23 protein-coding genes are annotated in these 24073 nt (G+C 58.2%); 10 read left to right on the forward strand and 13 right to left on the reverse strand.

From position 1 onward, the window contains the following. Positions 1-2: 2 nt before the first annotated feature. Complete coding sequence (locus EOI86_RS07375) at positions 3-962, reverse strand: fumarate hydratase (RefSeq protein WP_127764442.1); 960 nt, start codon at positions 960-962, stop codon at positions 3-5. A gap of 268 nt (positions 963-1230) precedes the next feature. Here EOI86_RS07375 and EOI86_RS07380 point away from each other — a divergent pair, with 268 nt between their 5' ends. The 5 genes from EOI86_RS07380 (at position 1231) to purU (ending at position 8366) form a co-directional block, all read left to right on the forward strand. Continuing rightward, positions 1231-1521, forward strand: coding sequence for a hypothetical protein (locus EOI86_RS07380; protein ID WP_127764443.1), 291 nt, complete (start codon positions 1231-1233; stop codon positions 1519-1521). A gap of 178 nt (positions 1522-1699) precedes the next feature. Beyond that, complete coding sequence (locus EOI86_RS07385; RefSeq protein ID WP_161973738.1) at positions 1700-2437, forward strand: Crp/Fnr family transcriptional regulator; 738 nt, start codon at positions 1700-1702, stop codon at positions 2435-2437. A 297-nt stretch (positions 2438-2734) separates the two neighbouring features. Continuing rightward, positions 2735-4777 carry an ATP-binding protein gene (locus tag EOI86_RS07390; RefSeq protein WP_161973739.1) on the forward strand — a complete coding sequence of 681 codons (2043 nt, stop codon included), beginning with the start codon at positions 2735-2737 and terminating at the stop codon, positions 4775-4777. A gap of 359 nt (positions 4778-5136) precedes the next feature. Next, positions 5137-7149, forward strand: a complete 2013-nt coding sequence (locus tag EOI86_RS07395) for a HAMP domain-containing methyl-accepting chemotaxis protein (protein WP_240035584.1) — start codon at positions 5137-5139, stop codon at positions 7147-7149. Between the two features lie 332 nt (positions 7150-7481). Next, positions 7482-8366 carry a formyltetrahydrofolate deformylase gene (purU, locus tag EOI86_RS07400; RefSeq protein ID WP_127764446.1) on the forward strand — a complete coding sequence of 295 codons (885 nt, stop codon included), beginning with the start codon at positions 7482-7484 and terminating at the stop codon, positions 8364-8366. Positions 8367-8459: 93 nt separating this feature from the next. Here the strand turns inward: purU and EOI86_RS07405 are convergent, their stop codons facing one another. Next, positions 8460-8594, reverse strand: a complete 135-nt coding sequence (locus EOI86_RS07405) for an entericidin A/B family lipoprotein (RefSeq protein ID WP_127764447.1) — start codon at positions 8592-8594, stop codon at positions 8460-8462. A gap of 228 nt (positions 8595-8822) precedes the next feature. On the opposite strand from EOI86_RS07405, the gene EOI86_RS07410 reads away from it, so the two are divergent. Then, the gene (locus EOI86_RS07410) at positions 8823-8981 is read left to right on the forward strand and encodes a YqaE/Pmp3 family membrane protein (protein ID WP_127764448.1); all 159 of its coding nucleotides are present in this window, start codon (positions 8823-8825) and stop codon (positions 8979-8981) included. 11 nt (positions 8982-8992) lie between these two features. On the opposite strand, the gene EOI86_RS07415 is transcribed toward EOI86_RS07410, so the two are convergent. From EOI86_RS07415 to EOI86_RS07450, 8 genes are all read right to left on the reverse strand, one after another. Beyond that, on the reverse strand, positions 8993-9493 hold the full coding sequence (locus EOI86_RS07415) for a GNAT family N-acetyltransferase (protein ID WP_127764449.1): 501 nt from the start codon (positions 9491-9493) through the stop codon (positions 8993-8995). 4 nt (positions 9494-9497) lie between these two features. Beyond that, the gene (locus EOI86_RS07420; protein ID WP_127764450.1) at positions 9498-11246 is read right to left on the reverse strand and encodes an L-aspartate oxidase; all 1749 of its coding nucleotides are present in this window, start codon (positions 11244-11246) and stop codon (positions 9498-9500) included. A 7-nt stretch (positions 11247-11253) separates the two neighbouring features. Then, complete coding sequence (sdhC, locus tag EOI86_RS07425) at positions 11254-11610, reverse strand: succinate dehydrogenase, cytochrome b556 subunit (protein ID WP_127764451.1); 357 nt, start codon at positions 11608-11610, stop codon at positions 11254-11256. Positions 11611-11620: 10 nt separating this feature from the next. Further along, on the reverse strand, positions 11621-11947 hold the full coding sequence (locus tag EOI86_RS07430) for a succinate dehydrogenase (protein ID WP_127764452.1): 327 nt from the start codon (positions 11945-11947) through the stop codon (positions 11621-11623). Beyond that, positions 11944-12642 carry a phosphatase PAP2 family protein gene (locus tag EOI86_RS07435; protein WP_127764453.1) on the reverse strand — a complete coding sequence of 233 codons (699 nt, stop codon included), beginning with the start codon at positions 12640-12642 and terminating at the stop codon, positions 11944-11946. The genes EOI86_RS07430 and EOI86_RS07435 overlap by 4 nt, the downstream gene beginning before the upstream one ends. After that, positions 12629-14299, reverse strand: coding sequence for a phosphoethanolamine transferase (locus tag EOI86_RS07440; protein WP_127764454.1), 1671 nt, complete (start codon positions 14297-14299; stop codon positions 12629-12631). The genes EOI86_RS07435 and EOI86_RS07440 overlap by 14 nt, the downstream gene beginning before the upstream one ends. 82 nt (positions 14300-14381) lie before the next feature. Beyond that, entirely contained in the window at positions 14382-15176 is a 795-nt protein-coding gene (locus EOI86_RS07445; protein ID WP_127764455.1) for a succinate dehydrogenase/fumarate reductase iron-sulfur subunit, read from the reverse strand. A gap of 84 nt (positions 15177-15260) precedes the next feature. Then, entirely contained in the window at positions 15261-15713 is a 453-nt protein-coding gene (locus EOI86_RS07450) for an acyl-CoA thioesterase (RefSeq protein ID WP_127764456.1), read from the reverse strand. Between the two features lie 150 nt (positions 15714-15863). Here EOI86_RS07450 and EOI86_RS07455 point away from each other — a divergent pair, with 150 nt between their 5' ends. Together EOI86_RS07455 and EOI86_RS07460 are read left to right on the forward strand one after the other, a co-directional pair. Then, positions 15864-17312 (forward strand): oxidoreductase, encoded by a 1449-nt coding sequence (locus EOI86_RS07455; RefSeq protein WP_127764457.1) that lies wholly within the window; start codon positions 15864-15866, stop codon positions 17310-17312. 34 nt (positions 17313-17346) lie between these two features. After that, a complete protein-coding gene (locus tag EOI86_RS07460; protein WP_127764458.1) occupies positions 17347-18096 on the forward strand; it encodes an SDR family NAD(P)-dependent oxidoreductase in 750 nt (249 codons plus the stop codon). 18 nt (positions 18097-18114) lie between these two features. Here the strand turns inward: EOI86_RS07460 and EOI86_RS07465 are convergent, their stop codons facing one another. The 3 genes from EOI86_RS07465 to EOI86_RS07475 form a co-directional block, all read right to left on the reverse strand. After that, positions 18115-19080 (reverse strand): DMT family transporter, encoded by a 966-nt coding sequence (locus EOI86_RS07465; RefSeq protein ID WP_127764459.1) that lies wholly within the window; start codon positions 19078-19080, stop codon positions 18115-18117. Positions 19081-19188: 108 nt separating this feature from the next. Further along, on the reverse strand, positions 19189-20115 hold the full coding sequence (locus tag EOI86_RS07470) for an NAD(P)-dependent oxidoreductase (protein ID WP_127764460.1): 927 nt from the start codon (positions 20113-20115) through the stop codon (positions 19189-19191). A gap of 208 nt (positions 20116-20323) precedes the next feature. Next, a complete protein-coding gene (locus tag EOI86_RS07475) occupies positions 20324-21172 on the reverse strand; it encodes a phytanoyl-CoA dioxygenase family protein (protein WP_127764461.1) in 849 nt (282 codons plus the stop codon). Positions 21173-21474: 302 nt separating this feature from the next. Here EOI86_RS07475 and EOI86_RS07480 point away from each other — a divergent pair, with 302 nt between their 5' ends. Beyond that, complete coding sequence (locus EOI86_RS07480; RefSeq protein ID WP_127764462.1) at positions 21475-23406, forward strand: DNA/RNA non-specific endonuclease; 1932 nt, start codon at positions 21475-21477, stop codon at positions 23404-23406. Between the two features lie 74 nt (positions 23407-23480). Continuing rightward, complete coding sequence (locus tag EOI86_RS07485; protein WP_127764463.1) at positions 23481-24056, forward strand: histidine phosphatase family protein; 576 nt, start codon at positions 23481-23483, stop codon at positions 24054-24056. Positions 24057-24073: the final 17 nt, after the last annotated feature.

The following is a 24073-nucleotide window of genomic DNA, read 5'->3' on the forward strand; positions in this document are numbered from 1 at the left end:
CCTTATTCAGCGGCGGCTTGCGCGGTTGTGCCCCAATCAACCGTGTCACGCCGGATATAGGGCGTGAACCACTGCGGGTCGGTCCGGTATTCGACCTGTCCGTCCGCATGGATCCGCGCGGTTGCCCGGCGGGAGGACAGGCAGAAACAATGCACACTGACCGGCATGCCGCCGGTATGGGTGTAACCGACCTCCACATGGCAATCGACCACCATGCTTTTGCCGACGAAGCCCATCGCGCCCATGCCGATGGAGTTGCCCAATTCCTGCAGTTCCAATTCCAGCTTTGCGATTTCCGGGTCCGGGTTGCGGTCGCCGACGGTGCGCAGACAGGCGGCCTGCTTGCCCAGCACCATGCAGGTATCTTTAGATCCGCCGACGCCGATACCGACAATCGCCGGCTGACAGGCAAGGCCGCGCTTGCCGAAAGAGATCAGCGTATCCAGGACGAAACGCTTGATGCCGTCGATCCCGTCGCCCGGGAATAGCATGCGATAGTCAGTGCCGAACAACCCGCCCTTGTGCACGGTTGTGATGTCGACCCAGTCGGCGTCGGGCTCGAAGCTCCAATCGATTTCAGGCGCGTTGATGCCGACATTGTTGTTATTGTCCGTCCGCCACAGTGGGTGAACCCGGTTGGGGCGCAAAGGCACGCTGGTCGTGGCCCGCGCCGTCGCTTGCCGCAGCGCTCGTTCCAGGGCGATGAAGCCGCCGTCGATCTTGGCCTCGTTCCCGATCTTCACGTAATAGCGCGGCAGGCCAGTATCCGCGCACATCGGACGGCGGTCTTCCTTCGCGGCTTCCCAGTTCTCCAGCATAGCCTTCAAAACGAAGGAGGATAGGTCGCCTTCCTCCGCCTGCGCCATCGCTTTAATGCCGTTCAAATAGTCGTCGGGAATTTCGATCCCCGCCTTTGTCATCAAGGTATGGGCGGTTTCCTCCAGCAGGTCGTTTTCGATCATGTCTTTTTTTAATCCTTCCCGAACGCCTCATGGGATGGTTGATCCATCGCCGGTTTTTTCATCCGTCAGCTACGCAGGGTGAGGCCTTTCCCGTCAAGGGATGTATTCCGGGCACATGTTCCGACGACGGGCCATCCCTTACTATATCCGCAACAGTTTCGGTTGGATCGGTGCATGCGGCAATCCCCACCGACGCAACCGGGCCCAGCCTTGGGGCGTTTTTGTTATATATATTGATTTTAAACCATTATGCCGTCGAGGTACTGACATGTCCGATGCCCAAGGTGTTGAAAATGACCGAAAGCCGCTTGAAAATGTCGAATCCCATGCAGTCGGCTTGGCGGCGCTGACCATCTGCGAAGCGCTGATGATGTCGCTGGTCGAGAAGGGCGTGTTCTCCGACGATGAGCGCTTGGCTTTGCTGGAAGACTGTTCGGAAGCGCTACGACATACCGCTCAGGATGCGGAGTCCATCGGCTTGCACAAATCGGCGGCGAAGATTGTCGAATTCGTGGCAGCGAATTCCAATTCGACGAAAGCGGCGCAAAAAATTGGATAGCCGCTGCCATACGTGTTCGGTACGGTTTGTCACTTGGGGTTTTTGTTTCTTGTAAAAACGAATGGGGAGGCGGTGGGATTGCACCGTGCTTGTGCTTCAGATGCAGGACGGCGAGATTCAAGACGAAATATTAGAAATGACACATGCCCTTAAGCGAAAACTGTCCGTATTTCTGTCAATGAGCGATAGCGAAGAGCGCTTTATCGACCGCCTTGATGCGCGGACCGAAAGTTTCGGCAAGAATGACCAGATCGTTTCCGAGGGCGACGCATACTCAAAGATCTATGTGATCAAGAAAGGGTGGACCTACCACTCGCGGACGCTGGACGACGGGCGCCGGCAGATCACCCGCATCGATTTGCCCGGCGATATCTGTTGTTTCTTTGCGCCGATCCTAAAATATTCCGCCAACAATATCGTTGCCCTGACCGACTGCGAGATGACCGTCCTCGAATTGGAACAACTGGCAGAGATCTATACGGAACAACCGGGCTTAGGGGCGGCGTTGTCTTGGTGCTGTGCCCAGGACGAGTCGGTGTTGTCTGAACGGCTCGTCAGCGTCGGCCGGCGTTCTGCCGTGGAACGGCTTGCACATTTCTTCGTGGAGATCCGCAGGCGCATGGAACTGGTCGATCTGGCCGAGGGAAACCGTTTCCTGTTGCCCGTCACAAGGGAACAATTGGCCGATGCGATGGGTATCACAACGGTCCATTTATTCAGGTCGATGCGGCGCCTGGAGAAAGACCAGATCATAGCCTGGGGGACAGATGGCGTGGCCATCAACGACATGATGGAGCTTCACAGAATTGCAAAATTCACGGAACCCTATCTGCATTACACAGAAATTCCCTCAAGGACCGACCGGTTCCTCAAGAAGCTTTCGCAGATCCCCCAATATGCTTCGGGGCAGCAATAGGCCGGGCGGAGGATCAAGAGCCGAAAGATCAATGATTTTTGGGAATGGGCAGTCCCTTGTTGCGTATGCCGACTGGCATTTAATGTAGAAAATAGGTGCAGTGCGGCCGAAAATAATCAATTACAGGCTAAAACTTTACCTTACATGCGTATTATAGCCACTTCATGCTGTGTCGGCCTCTGCTTGGTGATGACAAAATTTTCCGTCCGAGCCGCCCGATCCATACATAGGTAATAGAGGCGGGTACTTTCCCTGTGCGACGTTGCGGTTTTATGAACCCAACGGATGCCACCACGAATGTCAGACAAAGAAACGGACGAGGCCGGGGCGGAAACGCTCTCGGAGGGCGCCGACATACGCCATGTCGTCCTTGTCTTCACCGATACCGACTGGACCAGCGTCAGGCGCGCAGCGTCGCAGCACCTAAGAAGTCTTGCCGAAAACTGGCTGGTCTGTTTCGTCGCGGAGGGCGCTGCCGGTGAGCCCGACCAGCAGAGCGCCCGGCTGCATGACACAGCCATGCTTGCACAACGCGTCGGTGCCAAGGCCATGGTCGGGTCGCTTGACGCGCTGGCGGCTTTTATCACGAACCTTCGTACGCCGCCGGAGAGCTTTCTGGTCGTTCACAAGAACGGCCCTATCGGGGAATGTCGGCGTTGGTGGTTCGAGCGGCGTCTGCGAAAGCATATAGGTAAATCAAGAATTCAGGCGGTCGGCGTCATGGCTGCGTCGGCGGAAACCTATCGGCCGCCGGTCAAAGTCGTTGGTCGGATCGGTTCCGAAGCGGGCAAGGCTGGGTGCGCAGCGGCATTCATGGCCGTGACCTCGGCCCTTGCCGGCTGGTTGCTGGCCGGCATGCCGGCGGAACTGACCGCGGTCGTGCTCCTATATGGCGCTGTCATTGCCGCGTTGGTGCTGGGCCGTTCAGCGGGGTTCACAGCCCTGGGCGTCGGTGCACTCGGTCTCGCTGCGGTTCTCTACGTTCCTTTCTTACCGCCGGTTGCCGATTTAACGTCATCACCGATCCTTGCCTTTTTCTATGTATTTGCCGGCGCCCCGGCAGTACTGATCGCCAGCCGTTCACTCCGCCGGAACAGGCTTGCACGGGAACGCCAAGCCTTGGGTGAAACGATTATCCGGATCGCTCGGCATATCAATGGCACAGTAAGCCTTGAGGGGCTGTCGCGCCACTTGGCCGATGAACTCGGCGGACCGTTGGGCGCTACGGTCCACCTTTTGCCTTGTGAACCCGATGCGGAGGATCTGGACGTGCTGCTCGCGGCGACGATCGGCCGTGATGTGATCCCCGAAGATGTCTTGGCATTGCGAATTGCGATGAACGTGAACCAGCCGACCGGGCTTGGAACCAGCGTTGCGAACGAAACTATCTTCCACTTTCATCCGGTCTCCGCCGCCGGCAAGGTGCGGGCGGTCATTGTGCTTTCGGACACAAATGAAGACCGGCTCGATGACCCTAAATTGCAGGTGCTGTTGGAAACCGTGGCTGACCTGTGCGGAATTGCCCTGGAACGTATTGTTTCGGTTGAGGCGGCAGAGTCGGCGGACGTGGCAGCAAGGCGCGATGCGGAACATCCATCTGGCCAGGTTCCGGAATCTGCATTGCTGTTCCTGGCCGGGGATATCAAAAACAAACTGACCGATGCCGGCGCAGACATCGCGCGCCTTCGCCTGATATTGGCGAATACGGGATCACAGGGGGCCGTTGAATTGGCGTCCAAGGTTCAAGGGTTGATATCGCATTTGGAAACGGCGGCGGCCAATGTCATTCATTTGTCCCGCCTGGAAAACACCGATCCGGTTATTGAGAAAGACAGCGTCGACCTTGTCGCCGTGATCAACAGCACCGTGGCTTCGATGACGGATGTGTTGTCCGGGTTCACGCTGGTTCGGCGCTATGTGGATCAGGAACCAGCCGTGGCGGGTGACGCATCGATGATTGAACTCGTCCTGCGCAATCTGCTGGGGAATGCGGCCCGGTATTCGATGGATGGGTCTTCGATCACGATTTCCATTGAGGAAGTTGGGCATGACTTGTTCCTCGGCATTCACGACGAGGGCGTGGGCATCCTTGAAAAGGACTTGGAACGCATCTTCGAGTGTTTTTACAAAAGCGTTGGGGCGCGGTCGGATGGGTATAGCGCGGGGCTTGGGCTTGCCATCTGCAAAAAAATCGCAGGCCTTCATGCAGGCAGGATTTGGGCGGAAAGCCCCGGCCCCGGAAAGGGCACCAAATTCTTTTTGTCGTTGCCCAAAGCCGAAATCCCAGCGTCATCAATCCAACCGCCGCAGCTTCTCGTGTTGGCCGCCTCCGAGACTTGAGGCCGTTGGCTGATCGAAACGACAGATTGGTTCTGTAAACGGGGGCTTCGCTGCCCCCTTTTTTCATTGGTTCACAAAAATCGTTAAAACCAATAATGGTATAGCTATGGCTGAATTTCTTATTAAGAAAACAGTTTAAGTTTGCATTCTAAATAACTGAAAATAAATATGAATTAGCTAAATTTTAACTCTTTATCGGCATTTACTGACCGCGTTGTGGCTAACAACGCAAAAATGTAATCGTCTGGTGCTGTTCAGCTTATTCTATAATTCTGAAGTGCCTTTTTCGGTTCGTTTGCCAGGACGTTGTTGGCCCATTTTGGAAAAACAGGCGGCGTGTTCCGAACAAGGAGTCAGAAGTGCATATTTTTCGTAATGTTAGAGTTTTCTACAAAGTTCTCAGCGGCTTTACTCTAATACTGGTGTTATTAATCTCTGTAGGTTTGGTCGGTGGCCTGAACCTTGACAGTGTAAAAGGAAATTTCCTGCGTTACCGGGGGTTAGCGCTGCAAACAAACGAGGCCGGTCGTGTTCAAGCTAACCTTCTGGAAGCGCGGCTAGCGGTTAAAAACTTTGTTATTTCTTCAAAGGAAAATGCCATTACGGCTGTGCAGCGACGTCTTGGAAGAACTGCGGAGCACGCAAGGACCCTTGAAACGCTGGCAAAGACGGATAGGTCCAAGAAGGCGGTAGAGGAAATTCTTTCGGACATCGCCCTGTACAGAGATACGTTTCAAAAGGTGACGGATCTACAGGCGCAACGGAACGAGCTTGTGCTGAACACGCTTGAGGTCGTGGGACCGGAACTTGTACGCGACGTTACGTCTATCATGGCAGCCGCGAGCGCAGAAAAGAATGCACTGGTCGGTTACACGGCTGGGAAGGCCATGCGCAATCTTCTCTTGATGCGTCTCTATGCCTCTAAATTTCTCATGTACAGTCAAAAAGCCGCATACGACCGGGCCGTTAGTGAAAAAAATGAATTCATGGAAAGTTTGCGAAAGATGCGGTCGGCGTCGGCGCAGCGGAAGTGGAGCGAGGTGGCGGACCGTGCGGATAAGAAGTTGGACCTGTACGTTGCCACCTTCGAGCAAGTTTTCGGCGTCACAAATGCACGCAATGATTTGGTCCGGAATACACTCGATGTCGTCGGACCCCGAATTGCCAAAAAAGCTGAAGAGCTCAAGCTGCACTTGAAGACGGAACAGGACACTCTTGGGACGGTTGCGACGGAAGCAGCCGAGGCCGCCGTTGCGGTTACCGTGGTTGTTTGCATCGTGTCTATTTTCCTGGGCCTTGGGTTTGCTTGGCTTATCGGCAACGGAATTGGAAAACCTATTCGCCTGATCACAACCGCAATGACGTCCTTGGCGAAAGGGGACAAGAGCGTGGAAATCCCTGGGCAGAATAACGGCGATGAAATCGGCGACATGGCTGCGGCCGTTCAGGTATTCAAAGAGAATATGATAAAAGCGGAGCAGCTATCCATTCGTGAAGCTGAACAGCTCAAACAGCGTGAAGAACGTGCGATTCTTCTGGATAAACTGACGACCGAATTCGACAGCGACGTTTCGGAATTGCTAACCGCGATGGCCAATGCGGCGACCGAGCTTGAGGCGACCGCGCAGTCCATGACGGGGATAGCAACCAATACCAGCGAACGGGCGACGAGTGTTTCGGCCGCGGCGGAAGAGGCGTCGGCCAACGTGCAGACGGTTGCAACCGCGTCCGAAGAACTATCCACCTCAATCCAGGAAATCAGCCGTCAGGTGTCGCAATCTTCTGAAGTGGCCTCTCGTGCGGTGGCGGAAGCCGACCGGACGAACACACAAGTACAAGGGCTCGCCAATTCGGCGAACCGGATCGGTGAGGTTGTCAGCTTGATTACCGATATTGCCGCCCAGACGAATTTGCTGGCGCTGAATGCCACAATTGAAGCTGCCCGTGCGGGAGACGCTGGCAAAGGCTTTGCCGTCGTTGCGAACGAGGTCAAGTCGCTAGCAACACAGACGGGGAAGGCTACCGAGGAAATCGGTCAGCAGATCACAGAGATTCAACAGGAAACGAATAACGCGGTTCGGGCTATCCAGTCGATCAGTTCAACGATCAACGAGATCAGCTCGATCTCAACGGCTATCGCGTCGGCGGTGGAAGAGCAGGGAGCCGCGACAAGTGAAATCGCCCGCAACGTTGAGCAGGCCTCCTCCGGTACGCAGGAAGTGACCACGAATATCAGCGATGTGGCTGACTCTTCCGTCGAAACCGGGGCCGCCGCTCGTCAAGTTACAAGTGTCTCAAAGGATTTGAGTCACAAGGCGGGTTCCCTGAGTTCCCAAGTCGAACGCTTTTTGTCTAACGTTCGCGCGGCATAGCTGTGCCAAGGAGTTTATGAGAACGGGCGGGCCGGTTCGGGCCCGCCCATTTTCTGTGGTGCATGGTGAGCGATAAAATCTATTCAACCCTGATCGTTTGCCGGTTTCGGACCGGGATGAAGTATTGGGCTCGTCATTCGATCAAAGCCGTTTGCCAGCACTCTGGCTGACAATCAGTATGCGGCCGGCAGTGGCATGCGGTCGGCAAAACGCCCCTCGACGTCGCTTTGCAAATAGTCCATACCGCGCCGAGCCCAATTTCTATGTTGCAGTGCATATAGATTTCGGATCGATTTAACGCCCCCCAACTTCTTCTAGGGAAAGACCTCGGCATGACGCATTTTGTTTTGAACGTTACCTGCACCACGTCCCGCGGCATCGTTGCGGCGATATCCGGGTATCTGGCGGGTATCGGCTGCAACATCATCGATAGTGCACAGTTCGACGACCTGGACACCGGCAAGTTCTTTATGCGGGTCAGCTTCATCTCGGAGAAGGGCAAGGACCTGGAATCGATCACTGAGGGGTTCAAGCCGGTCGCTGAGGAATTCGCGATGGATGCGATCATTCGCGACGCGGCGGACCGGATGAAGGTTCTACTGATGGTGTCGCGCTTTGGGCATTGCCTGAACGATCTGCTCTATCGCTGGAAAATCGGGGCTTTGCCGATCGATATCGTCGGCGTGGTCTCTAACCATTTCGAATATCAGAAGGTCGTGGTCAATCACGACATTCCGTTCCATTGCATCAAGGTGACGAAGGACAACAAGCCCAAGGCGGAAGCGCAACTGATGGAAATCGTTGAGCAGACCGAGACGGAGCTGATCGTCCTGGCGCGCTACATGCAGGTCTTGTCAGACGAGTTGTGCCGCAAGATGTCGGGCCGGATCATCAACATCCACCATTCTTTCCTGCCCAGCTTCAAGGGGGCGAATCCCTATAAGCAAGCTTATGAGCGCGGTGTGAAGTTGATCGGCGCAACCGCTCATTATGTGACGGCGGATCTGGACGAAGGCCCGATCATCGAACAGGACACGGTGCGCGTCACCCATGCCCAATCACCGAATGACTATGTTTCGCTGGGTCGGGATGTCGAAAGCCAGGTTTTGGCGCGTGCGATCCATGGGCATATTCATCACCGCACCTTCATCAACGGCAACCGCACGGTTGTTTTCCCGCCAAGCCCGGGGTCCTATGCGTCGGAACGCATGGGCTAAGTTAGCCATTCCAAAAAGAAAACCGCCCCGTCGTCGAAAAAGGGGCGGTTTCTTTGTGAACCGGTCAGTTCAACCGACCGGTTTCATTCGCTTTTAGTCAGCGGCGTCCTGGATGCCTTCACCGGCATTTTCGATATCTTCGCCGGCGCCTTCGACAGTTTCGCAGGCGGCCAGGCCGATAACGCTCAACAGGACGAACGGGATGGCAAGAGTCCGAAGAATACTCATTTTTGCTTCTCCTCAAATTATCAATTCGGCCGAGCCCTCTGCGCGGCTTTCATGACAACAACGCGTCCGGGATGGGCGGGGTTGCATCGGCTTCAAAAAAAATCACGTGACCAAGGCCGACCGGCTAGACGCCAGTTCCAGCCAGGCAACCAATGGGGCGGTTGGGGCATTAATAGGTCGGAACTAGAAATTCACGTTTAGAAATTCGCAAACTAGGAGATCATTAAAATGGACCTCATCCGTATCATCCTGTCTGTCCTCATCCCGCCCATCGGCGTTCTGCTGCAGGTCGGTCTGACCGGGCACTTCTTTTTGAATATTCTGTTGACCCTGCTGGGCTACATCCCCGGCCTGATCCACGCGATCTGGATCATTGCCCGTCGCTAGGCGTCAGCGACCTATGCCAGTGACTTTTCCATGATCCAGTTGTCGAGTGACTGGCGCCCATCGGGGGTGTCGATTTCCTGCACGCCGGGGCGGACGGCCTGCCAGCCCATCTTTTCGTAGAAGCGCTGGGCGCGGTCGTTGCCCTGCGTGCATTGCAGTTCGGCGGTCGTCACGCCGGCGGCCGCCAGTTGCTCTTCGCCAGCGCGCAACAGGCGGGCCGCGACGCCCGTGCCCCGATGTGTTGCCGCGACGAACAGATCCTCCAGCGAATTGTCTTCGGTCGTGACAAAACCACAGATGATGTCGTTCCCCTCAGCGCCCGCCGCCTCGTCCACCGCGACGATCATATGGGGGATCAGCGCGGGTGCGCGCATCCTGAAGTTTTCCCTATTACGCAGTTTCCGCCAAGCGGCCGGGACCAAGTTGCCGTGCCCGTCATGCCATGCATCGTGCCAAACCGCCGCGACTTCATCAGTATCTTCCACGGTTGCGGCTCGCAGGAAAATCGCCATCGTCCTATTCCGCTGCGGTTGGGGGCGCGCCGGCCTCGCCGTCGATCAATGACTCGCCCGGGCGCACGATTGTGAAATCGACGGGGACCATGTCGACCGACAAATCCCCTTCCTTGGCGAGGATACGCGTGAAGGCCGTCGTTTCCAAATCCCCTGTTTCGGGAAAATCTTCACGAAAATGCGCGCCGCGGGAATCATTCCGGGCCAAAGCTGCTTCAGCGATGGTACGGGATATCGTCAAAAGCGAGTCCATGTTCAACCAGTCATGCCAGGTCAGGTTAAAGGCCCGGTCCGTGTCGGGCAGGCCGATATGCTCAAGTTCCGCGGCAAGGGTGGCAACCGTATCCCGCCCGCGCTCCAGGCCGGCTTGGGTGCGGATGATGCCGACCTCGTCCCACATCGTCTTCCACAGTTTCTCGCGCAGCCCATTCAAGTCGCCGACCGACTTCCCGAAGGGACGTTCGGCCCGGGCCAATGCGCGTTCGATCGCTTCCCCGTCAGGTGTACACAAATAGCCTTCCTTGGCGGCGAAGGCGGCCATGCTGTCACCTGCGATGCCGCCATAAACAGTTGAGTTGGCAACGCCGTTGCCGCCCAAACGGTTCGCGCCATGGACCCCGCCGCAATCCTCGCCCGCGGCGAAAAGGGCGGGTAGGGCGGTCGATCCATCGATCTCGAACTCTATCCCGCCCATCATGTAGTGCGCCGTCGGAACCACTTCGACCCGTCCGCCGGCAAGATCGAAGCCGCAATCGGCGCAGCGCGTCACCATGCCGGGGAAACGTTTGGCGACGTTCTCCGGGCCCAGATGTTTCATCTCTATATAGACGCCCCCATAAGGGGTGGTGCGCCCGGAACGCATTTCCTCGTAAATCGAACGGCTGACGATATCGCGGGTCGCCCGTTCGCCGCTTGGGTCATAGCGGTTCATGAAGCGCTCACCTTCGCCGTTCAGCAAGTATCCGCCGGCGCCCCGCAGGCCTTCTTCCAGCACCGTGCCCGTCATCCGCGTTTCATGGCCTGCAAGCAGACCGGTCGGGTGGAATTGCACCATTTCCATATCGCGCAGCGGCAGGCCCAGATCGAGGCCCATGGCCATGCCGTCGCAGCTCTTGTCGCCGGATGGCGTGTGATAGAGATACATGGTCGGCCCGCCGCCGGCGGCCAGCAGAACCGCCTTGGCTTGAACGAACCGATAGCCGCCGGTCCGCATGTCGATGAACAGCGCGCCCGACAGCCGCGCCCCATCCTTTGCCGGGATCAAGGCGATGGCGCGGTGTTCCTCAAGCCGGTTGATGCCGCGCGACCAGACCTGCTCCATTAGGCGATTGATGATTTCGATACCCGTCAGATCGCCCTTATGCACCGTGCGGTCGAAGCTTTGGCCCGCAAAGGCTTTCTGGTGCAGGCTGCCGTCCGGGTTGCGGTCGAAGAAACAGCCGATTTCGTTTTCCAACTCGTGAATGCGCTCCACCGCGCCTTCGACCAGCCGCCAGGCCAAGTCCTGTCGCGGCAGCCATTTGCCGCCGACGATGGTGTCCATGAAATGACGTTCGAGAGAATCCGCAGCCGCCATCGCCGCGTTGTAGCCGCCCTGAACCATGCGCGTGCAGCCGGACTTTCCGAGTAGTCCCTTGACCGCGATGGTGACATCCAGGTCCGGATCGGCCTTCAGGGCGTGCAGCGCGGCGAACAGACCGGCCCCGCCCGAACCGATGATGAGGATATCCGTTTTGCTGCGTTCAATTTGCATGGCGCGCCTATAAAACCAGAATCTGTGCGGCGAAGACGGCGCCGACCGCAACCGCGCCGAGGGACCCGGCAAGGATCAAACCCTTCCGGCTGTCGCGCCAGGGCAGGAATTCAAGGACAAGCACGCGCAAGCCGAAGGACAGATGCAGGGCCAGCAGCATGACCAACCCCCATTCCGCGATTTTCACCAAGGGCATGTCGGTGAGGCGCAGGAAACCGTCCAGCGCTTCAGCATCCTCCAGGGCAAGACCCAGAACGAGGAAATGGAAGGGCAGAAACAGAATCAGCGCCAGCCCCGAAAGCCGGTGTCCCAGGGCGGCCCAGGCACCCGGATGCGTGTTGCTCGTCCGTCTGTTCATGGCCATCTCTGTCCCCCTAAATCACAGCCAGAACGGCCCGCAGGCCCAGGCCGGCCAACAGCGCGGCGAACAGAACAAGGACGCAATCGACCATGCGACCCCGCAACCCTAGCCATTCGCGCAGGATGTTGCGCAGGCCAAGAGGGGCATGCACCGCGGCGGACAGGACGAAAAGACCATAGAAGGCGGCCCAAGCCATATTGCCCCGTGTGCGGGACAGGATTTCATCGGCCGTCAAACCGTCAGAGACGGCATACAGGATCAGTCCCAGATGGATCAGCACCAAAGGGGCCAGGATCATCGCCGTGACCCGTTGCGCGGCGTAAAGCGCGGCTTCGGTCATGGCAGCCTCCCGAAATGTCGTTCGACCTGGACCGCCGCAGAAGCGATCAAGGCGACGAGTATCGCTGCCAATTCCATCGTCACCAGCGTATGGCTCAGGAAATGATCGCCGATCGCCATCTTATAGGCGGCCATTGCGCCACCCACCGTTAGAGCGATGACGACGGCGACCCGGCGCGCGGCGCGGCCCTTGAACATAAAGACTAGGGCGAACAGGGCAAAGCCACCGCTGGCATGGCCGGCAGGGAAGCAGCGCTGACGGTCCGCTGGGCGCGCATCGTCGGGATAACGCTCGAACAGGCTTATGGTTGGCACGTTTCCTCCATATCGGTCCGACCTGGCCGGGCATGCGACATTCGTTGCCGTCTTCAAGGCACCCGCGGCGGCCGGCACGATGATCAACGATATCAGCAGCACCGCCAAGCCCTGTCGTCGTTTCCGCGCAAAATCCCAATGCCCCGACGCCAATAGGGTGAGCAAGCAGGCCGCGGCAAGAGCGACCAGGGCCAGTTTCGGCCCGGTATAGAACAGCATCCGGGCGACGGGTTCATGCTTGTCCCAAATCCAGCTTCCTGTCGCCGCGTCAAACAGACGGTCTTGTACCGCCAAATCCACTTCCGTGAACCCGAAGATGCCGAGCGTCAGCAAAAGGGCGGCGGTGGCAAGGACGATGATCGTGCGGCTATTCGCGGGCATTAGTTTCGGTCATCGGCATCACGCCTGTTACCGGTTCGGGCCGGACATCGCCGATCTCAATTTCGAAAAGCTGCAATAGAATACGGCTTAGATCATCGTGAGTGGCAGGCTTGTCCTTGATTTTGAAAAGCTTGTCGCGATCGATGTCCGAGTTCATGCCCGCCCAGACGAGGAAAGGAACATGCGTCTGCACGTCGGGTGCCATGAAATAGGGCATACCATGCAGGAAAATGCCCATTTCGCCCAGTGACTCGCCGTGGTCGCTTACATAGAGCATCGTCGGCTCATATCGGGTCTGATGGCGGGCCAGCAGGCCGATCACCTTGTCCAAAAAAGCATCGGTGTAGAGGATCGTATTGTCATAAGCGTTTACGATTTCTTCCGGGCTGCATTTGCCCAGGTCGCTGTCGCGGCAATCGGGAGTGAATTGGCGATAAGCGTCCGGGTAGCGTTTGTAGTAGGCGGGGCCGTGGCTGCCCTTCTGGTGCAGGACAACCAGGATATCGCTGTTCTGTTTGTCCAGGTAATCGTCCAGCCCGGACAGCATGCCTTCGTCCCTGCATTCGACATCGCAATCGGGATTGACCTCAGGCCCCGTGAACATTTGATAGCCGACCCGGTCGGCAACCCCCTGCGGACCCGAATTATTGTCGCGCCACAAAATGGTGACGCCGGCGCGCGCCAGCACGTCGACCGTATTCTCTGTCCAACGCGCGCTGTCGATATCGAAGGACTCGCGCGGGTCGAGGGAAAACAGGCAGGGAACAGAGATGGCAGTGGATGTGCCGCAGGAGCGCATATCGCTGAAGGAAACGATATCGTTCCGTGCTGCCAGTTTCGGCGTCGTCTGGCGAGCATAGCCGTTCAGGCCGAAATGGTCGGCCCGCGCAGTTTCGCCGACGACCAGAATGACCAGGTCATGCGCCTCATCCTCGGTCGGAATGGCCGCATCGGTCAGGCGCGTTTCCACAAGATGGTTCGCGGTGTTTTCTCGGCCCTGTGTTAAGGCGAATTTGCCTGCCGAATAGATCGGATATGTCGGGTTGCTGTAATAGCGCAGCGGTTTGTGTTCCCGAAAGTAGCTGGCATAGGTGTCGGAAAAGGGCGCCATCACCGCGATGGCAAACACCAGTGACCCTGCCGCCGACGCCAAAAGTTTGATTTGCCTGCGCGGAAGACTGACCGGGCGCAGGGGGATGAGCCAAAGGAGCGCCGACGGCAAAATTCCGAGCAATAAAAACCGTATCCCAAAAGTGGCGGTGATGAGGTCACCCGCCTCATCCATATCGGTACCCAGCGCATTGCGGATCATTTCCGTGTCGATGGCGATTCCCATCGTGTCGGAGAAATGGCCCGCGGCTGCGGCCAACAGGATTAAAACCGTTCCAACCACGCGTATCGGCAGGAAGAATGAAAAGATTGAGATGACCAGGGCCATGACGCAAGTGAGCACCACGGCTGCCGAGGTCAGAAAAGCGGCTTGTTCAGCAAGGGGATAGACGGCCTCCGTCTCTTGGAAAAACCGGATGTTCCCGGTTGCTGTCAAGAACAAGGCGATGATGCAGACCAGCGTGACGTGGCCCGCCTTTGGGAAACGAGACAAAGGGGTACTTTCTATTCGAACCGTAAAGGGGATACGGGCACCGCTGATGGCCATGCCAAAGCGATCCTGTAGACTTGTTCTTGGTAACTAAGCCGGAATTCTTACCGGAACCTGACAAGTCTGTGCGGACGGGATGTTATTTTTCGCCGCTCAACCGAAATGTCTGCAGGACGGAGCGCCGCTTCAGCCCCGCAATGCCGGCAGTGGGGTTCAATCCGATCGGACAGTGTTCCACGCAGCTTCCGTGACTGTGACAGGAATGGCAGCCGCCGGCGGCGGAAACCTTTTTCATCGTTTCCCGCTTTTCCGCGTGACGCTCGTCGTTGACCAGGGTCCAGGCCCGGTTCAAGGCCGCCGGGCCAAGATAATCCTCGTCCCAAGTCACGACATCGCAGGCGGAATAACAAACCGCGCAATTGATGCATTCAATCCCGGCATCCACGGCTTTCCGTCCGGGGCTTTCCGGATCGATACGGGCCAAAGGCCCAGTGCGGTCCGTTTTACCGGCAAACCGGCCGCCCGCTTGCTGCCACTTTTCGAAGAATGCGGACATGTCGGCCGCAAGATCCTTGATCCGCGGCAGGTTGCGCAGCGGTTCGATCGTCAGTGACCGTTCTTTCCCGATCACTTTGGAAACATGGGTGCGGCAGGTCCAACGCGGCTTGCCGTTGACGGTCATGGCGCAGGACCCGCAGACACCGACGCGGCAGGCGAAGCGATAGGACAGGGCCGGGTCCGCGTTGCGTTGGATCCAGGTGACGATGTCCAGAACCGTTTGGTTTTCCCGTCTTGGGACTTGGAATTCCTCGTATCTGTTTTCTGGTCCCTTTCCGCGAGAGACACGCACGGTCAGGTAATCGCCCAAGGGGACGTCAGGCTTGGTGCGATCAGGCTCTGTGCTATCAGGCTGGGGAGCTGTGCCGGTTTCCATATGTATTGCTTCTCGTGACCGATGAAAGCGCGTTTACGCGGCGCCGGGCCGAATGCCGGGCAGCGCCGCCTTCGGGTTCAACGGTCAGTCGATCGTGTCCACCGTAATGGTATGTTTAGCGGCTTTCTGGGTTTGCTCATCGGGCAGGGGGACTGTCTTGCCGTTTTTCAGGCTGGCCTGCACGGCCGTGACATCGCTGGTCGCGACCAGATCGCCGGTTTCGACATCGAACATCCGGTGCAGAAAGCGGAAATGCTTCTTGCCGACGGCGATGAAGCCGCTTTCGATGCGGACAAGTTCACCGCCGCGAAGCTCCCGCACGTATTGGAAAACCTGACGGACCACGGCGATGCGGCGGCCGTCGGACTTGATTGTGCGGGGCGTGATCCCGATGGCATGCATCAGAAACCACGTCGCCTGATCGAAACGCTCGATATACAGGCGTGAATTCATGCTCGATTCCGGGTCGTATTCAGCGGCCAGCACCGCACCCTTGAAGGTCTCTACCCAGCTTCCGCCGTTTTCCTTCTCACTCATTTTCTTTCCTCACCGGCTGATTTGGTGTCGGTTTCTCGTTCCCGTCAGTTTAACGCCAGGGACTAGCGTACCGCCATTTAAATCCGGGACCATTGCGCCCGAAAACAATTTCATCTATAAATATTTTATATATAAAGTAAATGGTGCGCTATGTGGAAACCTCCTCAGAAAATCCAATTCCAGGCCGATCCCGGCCCGTCGCCGACCGAAGCCGAAGCGGCTGGCTCCCTGCTGTTTTCGCCGATCAGGCATGGCTGTTTTGCCTTGGAAACACGAACCTGGATCCCGGCCATGGTGCCATGGCGCGCAACCAATGAAGGTGAGGTCACGCGCGACGTTTTGGACTGGTACGAGGCGATGGCGAAGGGCAGGCCCGGCGGTCTTGTCCTCGAAGCGACGGGCATCCGTGACGTTCCGTCCGGTCCGCTGCTGCGCATCGGTCATGATCGGTTCATCCCCGGACTGAAGGAGTTGTCGAGCCGGGTCCGCGAGGCGAGCAACGGGGAAACGAAGTTGTTCATCCAGTTGATCGATTTCCTGGCCATCAAGCGGAGGCCCGATAAGGAGAAATTCATCCGGCGCTTCCTGGCCGTGACCGACGACCTGCGGTCGCGCATCGGCGGTTCGGAATGGCCTGATGACAAGGTTCGGGATCACCTGCTGGAAATGCCGGACGAAGACCTGGATGCGGTTTTGGACGAACGGACGCGGGAATCCCTGCGCATGGGCTATCGCGAGCGGGTGACCGACATGGACCTGCCGCATATCGCGGATCTGCCTACTGTTTTGCCGGACCTGTTCGCGCTGGCCGCGCAACGCGCCAAGGCGGCCGATATCGACGGTGTCGAACTGCACTATGCCCATGCCTATACGATGGCTTCGTTCCTGTCCGCGAAGAACACGCGGGAAGACGGTTACGGGGGATCGCGGGAAAACCGAGTGCGCCTGCCGTTGGAGGTGTTCCGTGCCGTGCGGGACGCCGTCGGGGAAGACTATCCCGTCGGTTGCCGGTTTCTGGCGGACGAATGCATCGATGGTGGTGGCACTGTCGAAGATGCGGCTTACTTCGGGACCGAGTTTGCGCGGGCCGGGATGGATTTCTTGTCGACCTCGCGCGGCGGTAAGTTCGACGATGCGAAGCAGCCCGGCGTGGGGCAGGCGGCCTATCCGTATACCGGGCGCAGCGGCTATGAGTGCATGCCGCAATATATCTCAGACGCATTCGGACCGTTCGGTCGGAATATCGAGCCGACCGCCGCGGTTCGCGACGCGGTCCGGGCGGCGGGTTTCGAAACGCCGGTCATCGTGACCGGCGGTATTCATGGTTTCCGGCAGGCGGAAGACATTCTGCAAGCCGGCAAGGCAGATGTGATCGGGTCCGCGCGCCAGGCGCTGGCCGATCCGGTCTGGTTTCGGAAGGTCCGTCTGGGGCGGGGCAACGAAGTCCGGGTCTGCGAATACACGAATTACTGCGAAGGCCTGGACCAGAAACACAAGATGGTCACCTGTAAGCTTTGGGATCGGATAGATCTAGAACCGGATACGCCGCGTACACCGGATGGAAAGCGCCGGACCATCGCCCCCGCCTGGGAGGAGTAACCCGCCGGCGCGGAACGGGACGGAGGTGGCCGATATGAGCGGCCTGTTGCCGAGTTTCGGCGTTGGAATCAGGGCCGCCGTCATCGGGGCAAACGGCGGCATCGGCGCCGCTGTGGTGGAACTGCTTGCGGCCGACCCTGACGTTGAGGTGGTGTATGCCTATTCCCGGTCCAGCGGGGGGTTGGACGGTGCCAAAATCCGAACAGGCCACATCGATATCCAGTCCGAAACAAGCATAGAACAAGCTGCGGCGGGGACTGCTGAACAGCCGCTGCATCTCGTCTTCATGGCGACCGGTTTGCTGCATGACGACGCGCGCGACCTTTCTCCTGAGAAATCCTGGAGGGCGCTGAATCCATCCGCGATGGCGGCCTCTTACGCGATAAACACCATCGGCCCGGCGCTGGTCGCGAAACACTTTCTGCCGCGCTTGGACAAGAAAAGGCGGGCCGCCTTTTCCGCGATTTCCGCCAGGGTTGGCAGCATATCGGATAACCAGCTAGGCGGTTGGTACAGCTATCGCGCCTCCAAGGCGGCTCTGAATCAAGTGATCAAGACCTGCGCGATCGAACTGGCTCGTAAAAATCCATCTGCGCTCTGCGTCGGGCTGCATCCGGGCACCGTGGATACCGGGCTGTCGAAACCGTTTCAGCGTGGGGTCCCGTCAGAAAAGCTTTTCACGCCCGACTATTCGGCGCGCGCCATGCTTGGTGTGCTCGACGGCATCGACGCGCGGCAAAGCGGCAGCCTGTTCGCCTGGGACGGGCAGAAAATCCCCTTTTAAGGCGGTACCCGTTCCGCGTTACCTGGAGTGTGACGCTGCGGATTTCGATTTCGGCGTTTGCCTGACGGAGACGATCCCCGCGAGGACGATCAACGCGATGCCTGCCAGGGAGAGCGTTCCTGGCACCTCGCCGAACCAAAGCAGGCCCCAGATGGTGGAAAAGGCCACATAGGCAAAGTCGAAAGTGCCGATGACGGAAGGCGGCGCGTTCTGATAGGCGACGGCGGCGCCGATACTCCCGATCAGAATAGACCCGGCCAGCAGTCCCATGGTCAGCCAATCCAGCCCGTTCATCGCGGCCCAGGGGGCCAGCAGGCCGCTCGGTTCCGGATCCCCTTCCGGGGACGCTCCCCACGTTACGGTCAGTGCGGTTGCCGCCAGTCCGACGATAATGAAAGCGAGGTTCAGGTGGAGGGACAAGACGAGTGGGTTTTCCGCGCGGCATTTCGTTCGGGTCAACAGCATGGCGCCCCCATAGAGCATGGCCGCGACCAGGGGCAACAGGGCGTGGATGCCGAACCCGTCAGCATCGGGACGTAAAATCAACAGGACGCCGACAAACCCGGCGCTTACCGCGACCCATCCCAAGGTGGTTATCCTATCGCCGGTGAACAGCGCCGCGAACAAGGTGATGAACAAGGGCAGCGTATAGTAGGCAGCCGCGGCGACGGAAAGCTGAAGATGGGGCAGGGAAGCGTAGTAGCACACCCACATTGCGACCAGCATCAGGCTGCGCAATGCCACCCAACCAGGATTGCCGGGCAGCAGTCCATGCGAATGATTGGTCGTGCGCAGGATTGCCAGCAGAACCGGCACCGCGATGATTGATCGCAAGACGAAAACCTGCCAAAGCGCGAAATGGCCGCTTGTCAGCTTGATCGCCGCGTCGCCGAGGGAAAGGGCGAAGACCGTGAAGACAATGGTGCCTACCGCAAGCGGCAGATTGTCTTCGGCGGATCGGAAGACGCCGGTTCGTCCCGTCATGTGTCCCATCCTTATTGTGCCAGGAATGGGAACATAATGGGAACAAAATTGAAAGGCAAGCGCTGGGAAGGAAGACCCTGCGGCTATCGCTGTTTCTTGGCCGACGCCTTATTCCTGAGGAGGGTCTTCCGGTTTATCCAAAACCTTCGCGACGACCGGCCAATAGTTTTCGCCATAGCCTTGTTCCGCGGCTTTTTCGAAGAGCTGGCGGACGTTTTCCGCCCCCGGCATCGTCACGCCGGCGCTTTTCGCCAAGTCCAGGGCGTATTCCAGATCCTTGGTCGCATACAGGGTTGAGAAGGCCTTTTCCGGAAACTCGCCGGGCAGCAGGGCTTTCATGCCGTGATTGCGGAGTGCGAAACTGTCCGCGGACCCGTTCGCCAGCGCCTTGAACAGGATTTCGCCGTCCATCCCCGATTTGCGGGCGACGCTCAGTGCCTCGGCCAGGGCGGCAACCGTTTCGAACAGGATCATATTGTTCAGGATTTTCACCATCTGGCCGGAACCCGAACCGCCGCAATAGGTGATATCCGTCGCGAAGCAGTTCAGGATCGGCTCAACCTTCGCGAACACATCCTCAGCGCCGCCGACACTGATGGCCAAGGTGCCCTGTTCAGCCGCTTGCCTAGTGCGGGCGACCGGCGCGTCCATGTATCCCACGTTTTTCGAGGCGAACTTTTCCGCAAGTGACCGCGTCAGGTCTACCGGCGTGGTGCCGAGGTCGATGATGGTGGCCCCGGACTTTACATGCGCAAATACCCCGTTGGCTGCATTGCAGGTCTCTTCGACCTGTTTCCCGCCGGGAAGCGACATCAGGATCAAATCCGACTGGTTGGCCAATTCGGCCAGCGATAACGCGGCCTCGACCCCTTGCGCGGTCACCCGTTTCAACCGGTCGTTGTCCAAGTCGTAGGCGATCATGCGCGGGGCACCGATATCGTTACGGCGGACGGCCAGATTACGGCACATCGGCTCCCCCATGACTCCTAACCCGATGAAGCCGATTGTCTTTGGAGCCTTGTTGTCGGTCGTCATGAACAAATCCTAGAACGGGAGTAATCGGTAAACGTGTATAGGTTTTATTACAGTGATCTCCGCATATTGGCCAGGCGATTTGCCGTCATAGGGCGCGTGGCTCCGCTAAGGCCACTCTAATGCACGAAAGTTATTGAAGGCACAATGTATGTGCCTGTGTCCAACTGTGTTATGAATATGACGCCGGAGTGGGGAATGCCAGTCGATTTCAGCTATAAATGGCAACCGTTTTTTCCGCACCCTGCGTCATGATTTTCGCGTGTTCGGCCATTACCTCGTCGTATAGGGCCAGTGACGCCGGTGAAAAGGCGCTTTCCGGATCCGGAATATACTCGAAATGCCGGTATGGATCGTCGCCGCAAATCGGCATTGCATAATCGCGGCCGGCATTCTGTTGCTTCATCTCCGGCGTGATATAGCGGATGACGAGGCCCATGCGGCGGTCGTCCGAGACATTCGGGCCGGATGCATGGAACATCCGCCCGTGGTGCAGGGACATCTGGCCCGGCATCAGCACGACGGGGACTGCGTCCGCTTCGTCCACCTTGACGGCCATTTCCTGTCCCCGTGACAGCAGATTGTTTTCATCGAACGTGTCCACATGCGGCAGGATCTCGTTCGTATGGGACCCCGGAACGAATTTCATGCAGCCGGACGCTTCCGTGGCGGGGGAAAGCGCGATCCACGCCGTGACTTCCTGGTCGCCGTGACCGATCCCCCAGTAGGTCAGGTCCTGGTGCCAGGTTACGACCTTGTTCGTATGGGCTTCCTTGGTGAAAAACTCCGCCCCCCAGCACAGCAGATCCGGGCCCAGGGTCTGTTTTACGATGTCGACGATCTTCGGGTGCCGCGCAAGTTTTGCAACGGTGGGCAGGACGATATGCACATTGGTGCGCAAGTATTTCGCCAGAGGGCGGGTAAGGTCCGCAGGCGGCGATGCCTCTATTGCTTCAAGCTCAGCCCTGATGCTTTGCGCCTCTTCCGCGGTCAGAACGTCGATCGGAAAGGCAAAACCGTCCCGCCAATAGTCGCTGCTTTTATACTCGGATGTTTGCATGTTTTTTCCTCCCAATCAGTTGTCTGACAATGCCAGATCTCACCAACATTTACAGGGGGAATCGAACACGGCCTCGGGAGCAGCGAGGCGTGACGGCAGGAAAAATAGGCACTGCCTCCCCACGCTTCTACGCGGTGATTTGGCGGGATATCGGGGTTGGTAAGATCTGCTGATTGTATTGGGATTAGCGATAATCGTACGACTGTCATAAGAGGGCGGTAATATGATATGTTGAGCGGCAGGCCGGCGATGGACGCATCGTGAAAAAGGTCGGTCGATGGAATTCCGAGGAGGGTTTGAACATGGCTGAAAAGAGAAGCGGCAAGAAGGCCGGGGCGAAAAAGGCGAAGGCCAAAAAGGTCGGCGCCGTGAAACCCAAAGCGGCGGACGAACAGGCCCTGCGGGCCTTCGTCAGGGCAAGAGCGGAGGATTTCCTGAACGACCCCAATATCACCTCCGTCGGGATCGGTTTGAAGAACGGGGATGGGGAAATCTGCCTACAATTCACGGTCGGACAAAAAGGTGAGTCCGCGATTGAATCACTGGGCAGCAATCGCATTCCCGAGACGATAGAAGTCGATGGAAAGACATTTTCGACTGACGTGTTGGAGCGCTCCTACAAACCGTCCTACAAGTTGGTCGATGCCGAGCAGTTGAACCAAAGGCGCCAGCGTGTCGACCCGCTGGTACCGGGCGTCAGCGTCGCGCATCGTTCGGGCAGCGCCGGCACGTTGGGGCTCGTGGTTTTCGACCGCAGCACCGGTGCGCCTTGTATCCTCTCAAATTGGCACGTCTTGAACGGCAATGGTGGCCGGATCGGGGATGTCGTCGTTCAACCCGGCCCTTATGACGACAACAGCATCAATCAAAACGCCGCGGGGATATTGCTGCGCAGCCATCTGGGGGCGGCAGGCGATTGCGCCTTGGCCCGCATTCTACATCGTGATTTCGAGCGCGCCGTGCTGGATGTGGGAACCACGCCGAAGCGGATGGCGCGCGTATCGCTGGGGGACAAGGTCATCAAGTCGGGCCGGACAACCGCGGTGACGCGGGGTAGGGTCCGTCGGATCGACGTGATGGTTCGTATCGACTATGGTCCGCCGACTGGCGCGCAGCCCATCGGTTGTTTCGAGATCGGCCCCGATCCGGATCACATTCCCGGCAATGGGGAAATCAGCATGGGCGGCGATTCAGGCTCTGCCTGGCTGATCCATGGGGACAATGGCCCGACCGATATTTTCGCGGGTTTGCATTTCGCGGGCGAGGTCGGTGATGCGGACGAACATGCCCTGGCATGCTACCCGCTATCGGTTCAGAAAAAGCTCGATTTTGTACTCGAACCGCCTGTTTCCACGGCGACGGTTCACCCTGACATGGAATCGGTGGTGGCGCGCACCGGATACGACCCGCAGTTCCTGGGCGTGCCTGTGCCGGAACCGGAGCTCTCCCGCGCCCAGCGCCGAGATGCCCTGGAATTCGACGGAAGACGAACCATTCCCTACACCCATTTTTCGGTTTGCTTGAGCAAGAGCAGAAGAATGGCCCGGTATGCCGCTTGGAACATAGACGGTTCCCGACGCGTCATCGTCGGCAGCAAGTCCTTCAAACTCGATCCGCGCATCGACGACCGTTACCAGATCGGCGAAGACCTTTATTCCCGCAATCCGGTAGATCGCGGTCATGTGGCGCGCCGGGCAGAATTGTGTTGGGGGCCGGTCCCCGAAGCGAGGCAGGCCAATGCGGATTCGTTCTATTTCACGAACATCGCGCCGCAGCACGAGCGTTTCAACCGCTCCTCCTATGGCGGGTTATGGGGGAAACTTGAGAACCTTGTCTTCGAACAAGCGGATGTTCAGGACCTCAGAATATCCGTCATTGGCGGTCCCGTTCTGCGTGAGGACGACATCGAGTATCGCGGCGTGCAAATCCCGGATGCGTTCTGGAAGGTCATTGCCTATGTCGGAACGGACGGGGTGCTTCGGTGTTCGGCCTTCGTCCTGTCGCAAACCGATTTGCTGAACCGGTTGGAAGCCTTGGACCTTAGTGAATTCCATTTATACCAGCTTTCGCTCAATGAACTGGCGGGAATGACGGGCTTGGGCTTTGCCGAGTTGTATGGCGCGGACACGAAAGCGAACCCGGAACTGGCGACACCGCTGCGCGATATCGAGGCGGTTGGGCAGGCCGAGCCGACCATGCTCGAAATCCGGTCCGCAAGCGACATACTGATCTGACGGAGTCAGGCACAGTCGGGTCAAAGTGATCCGGCGGCCACTTTCGAACGAATACCGTTCGAGAGGAGGCTGTTATGATCCGTCTTGCGTTCAAAGCCTTGATTGCGGCGAAGGTGTTCATAATCGCCTCGGTGGTGACGCCGGGGGTGGCTTGGGCCGACCTCGAGCTTATGAAGGCACCGGGGCATGTACTGATGCTACGCCATGCCTATGCGCCGGGTACCGGCGACCCGGCGAATTTCGATGTCGACCGATGCGAAACCCAGCGCAATCTGAACGACCGGGGCAGGGATCAGTCCAGGGATTGGGGTGACCGCTTTCGGGAAGCGGGGATAGAGCCCAGCCGTCTTCTTTCCAGTCAATGGTGCCGCTGCCTGGAAACCGCCCGGTTGATGGCAATGGGCGATGTGGAACCCTTCTGGCCGCTGAACTCCTTCTTCACGCTGCGGGAAGACCGAGAGAAGAATCTGGAGGCGCTGCGCGACGCGTTCTCGGCCATGCCGACGGACGGCAACGTCATCGTCATGGTGACGCATCAGGTGACGATCACGGCAATCACGGGGCGGGGCGTCTCATCCGGGGAAGGTTGGGTGCTGAAGTTGAACGGCACGCGGGAACCGGAAGTGGTCGGCTCAATCCCCGCGCCGTAGCCCGAACCCCAACAGGA

It is taken from the genome of Hwanghaeella grinnelliae (assembly GCF_004005845.1).
Taxonomy (GTDB): domain Bacteria; phylum Pseudomonadota; class Alphaproteobacteria; order UBA8366; family Aestuariispiraceae; genus Hwanghaeella; species Hwanghaeella grinnelliae.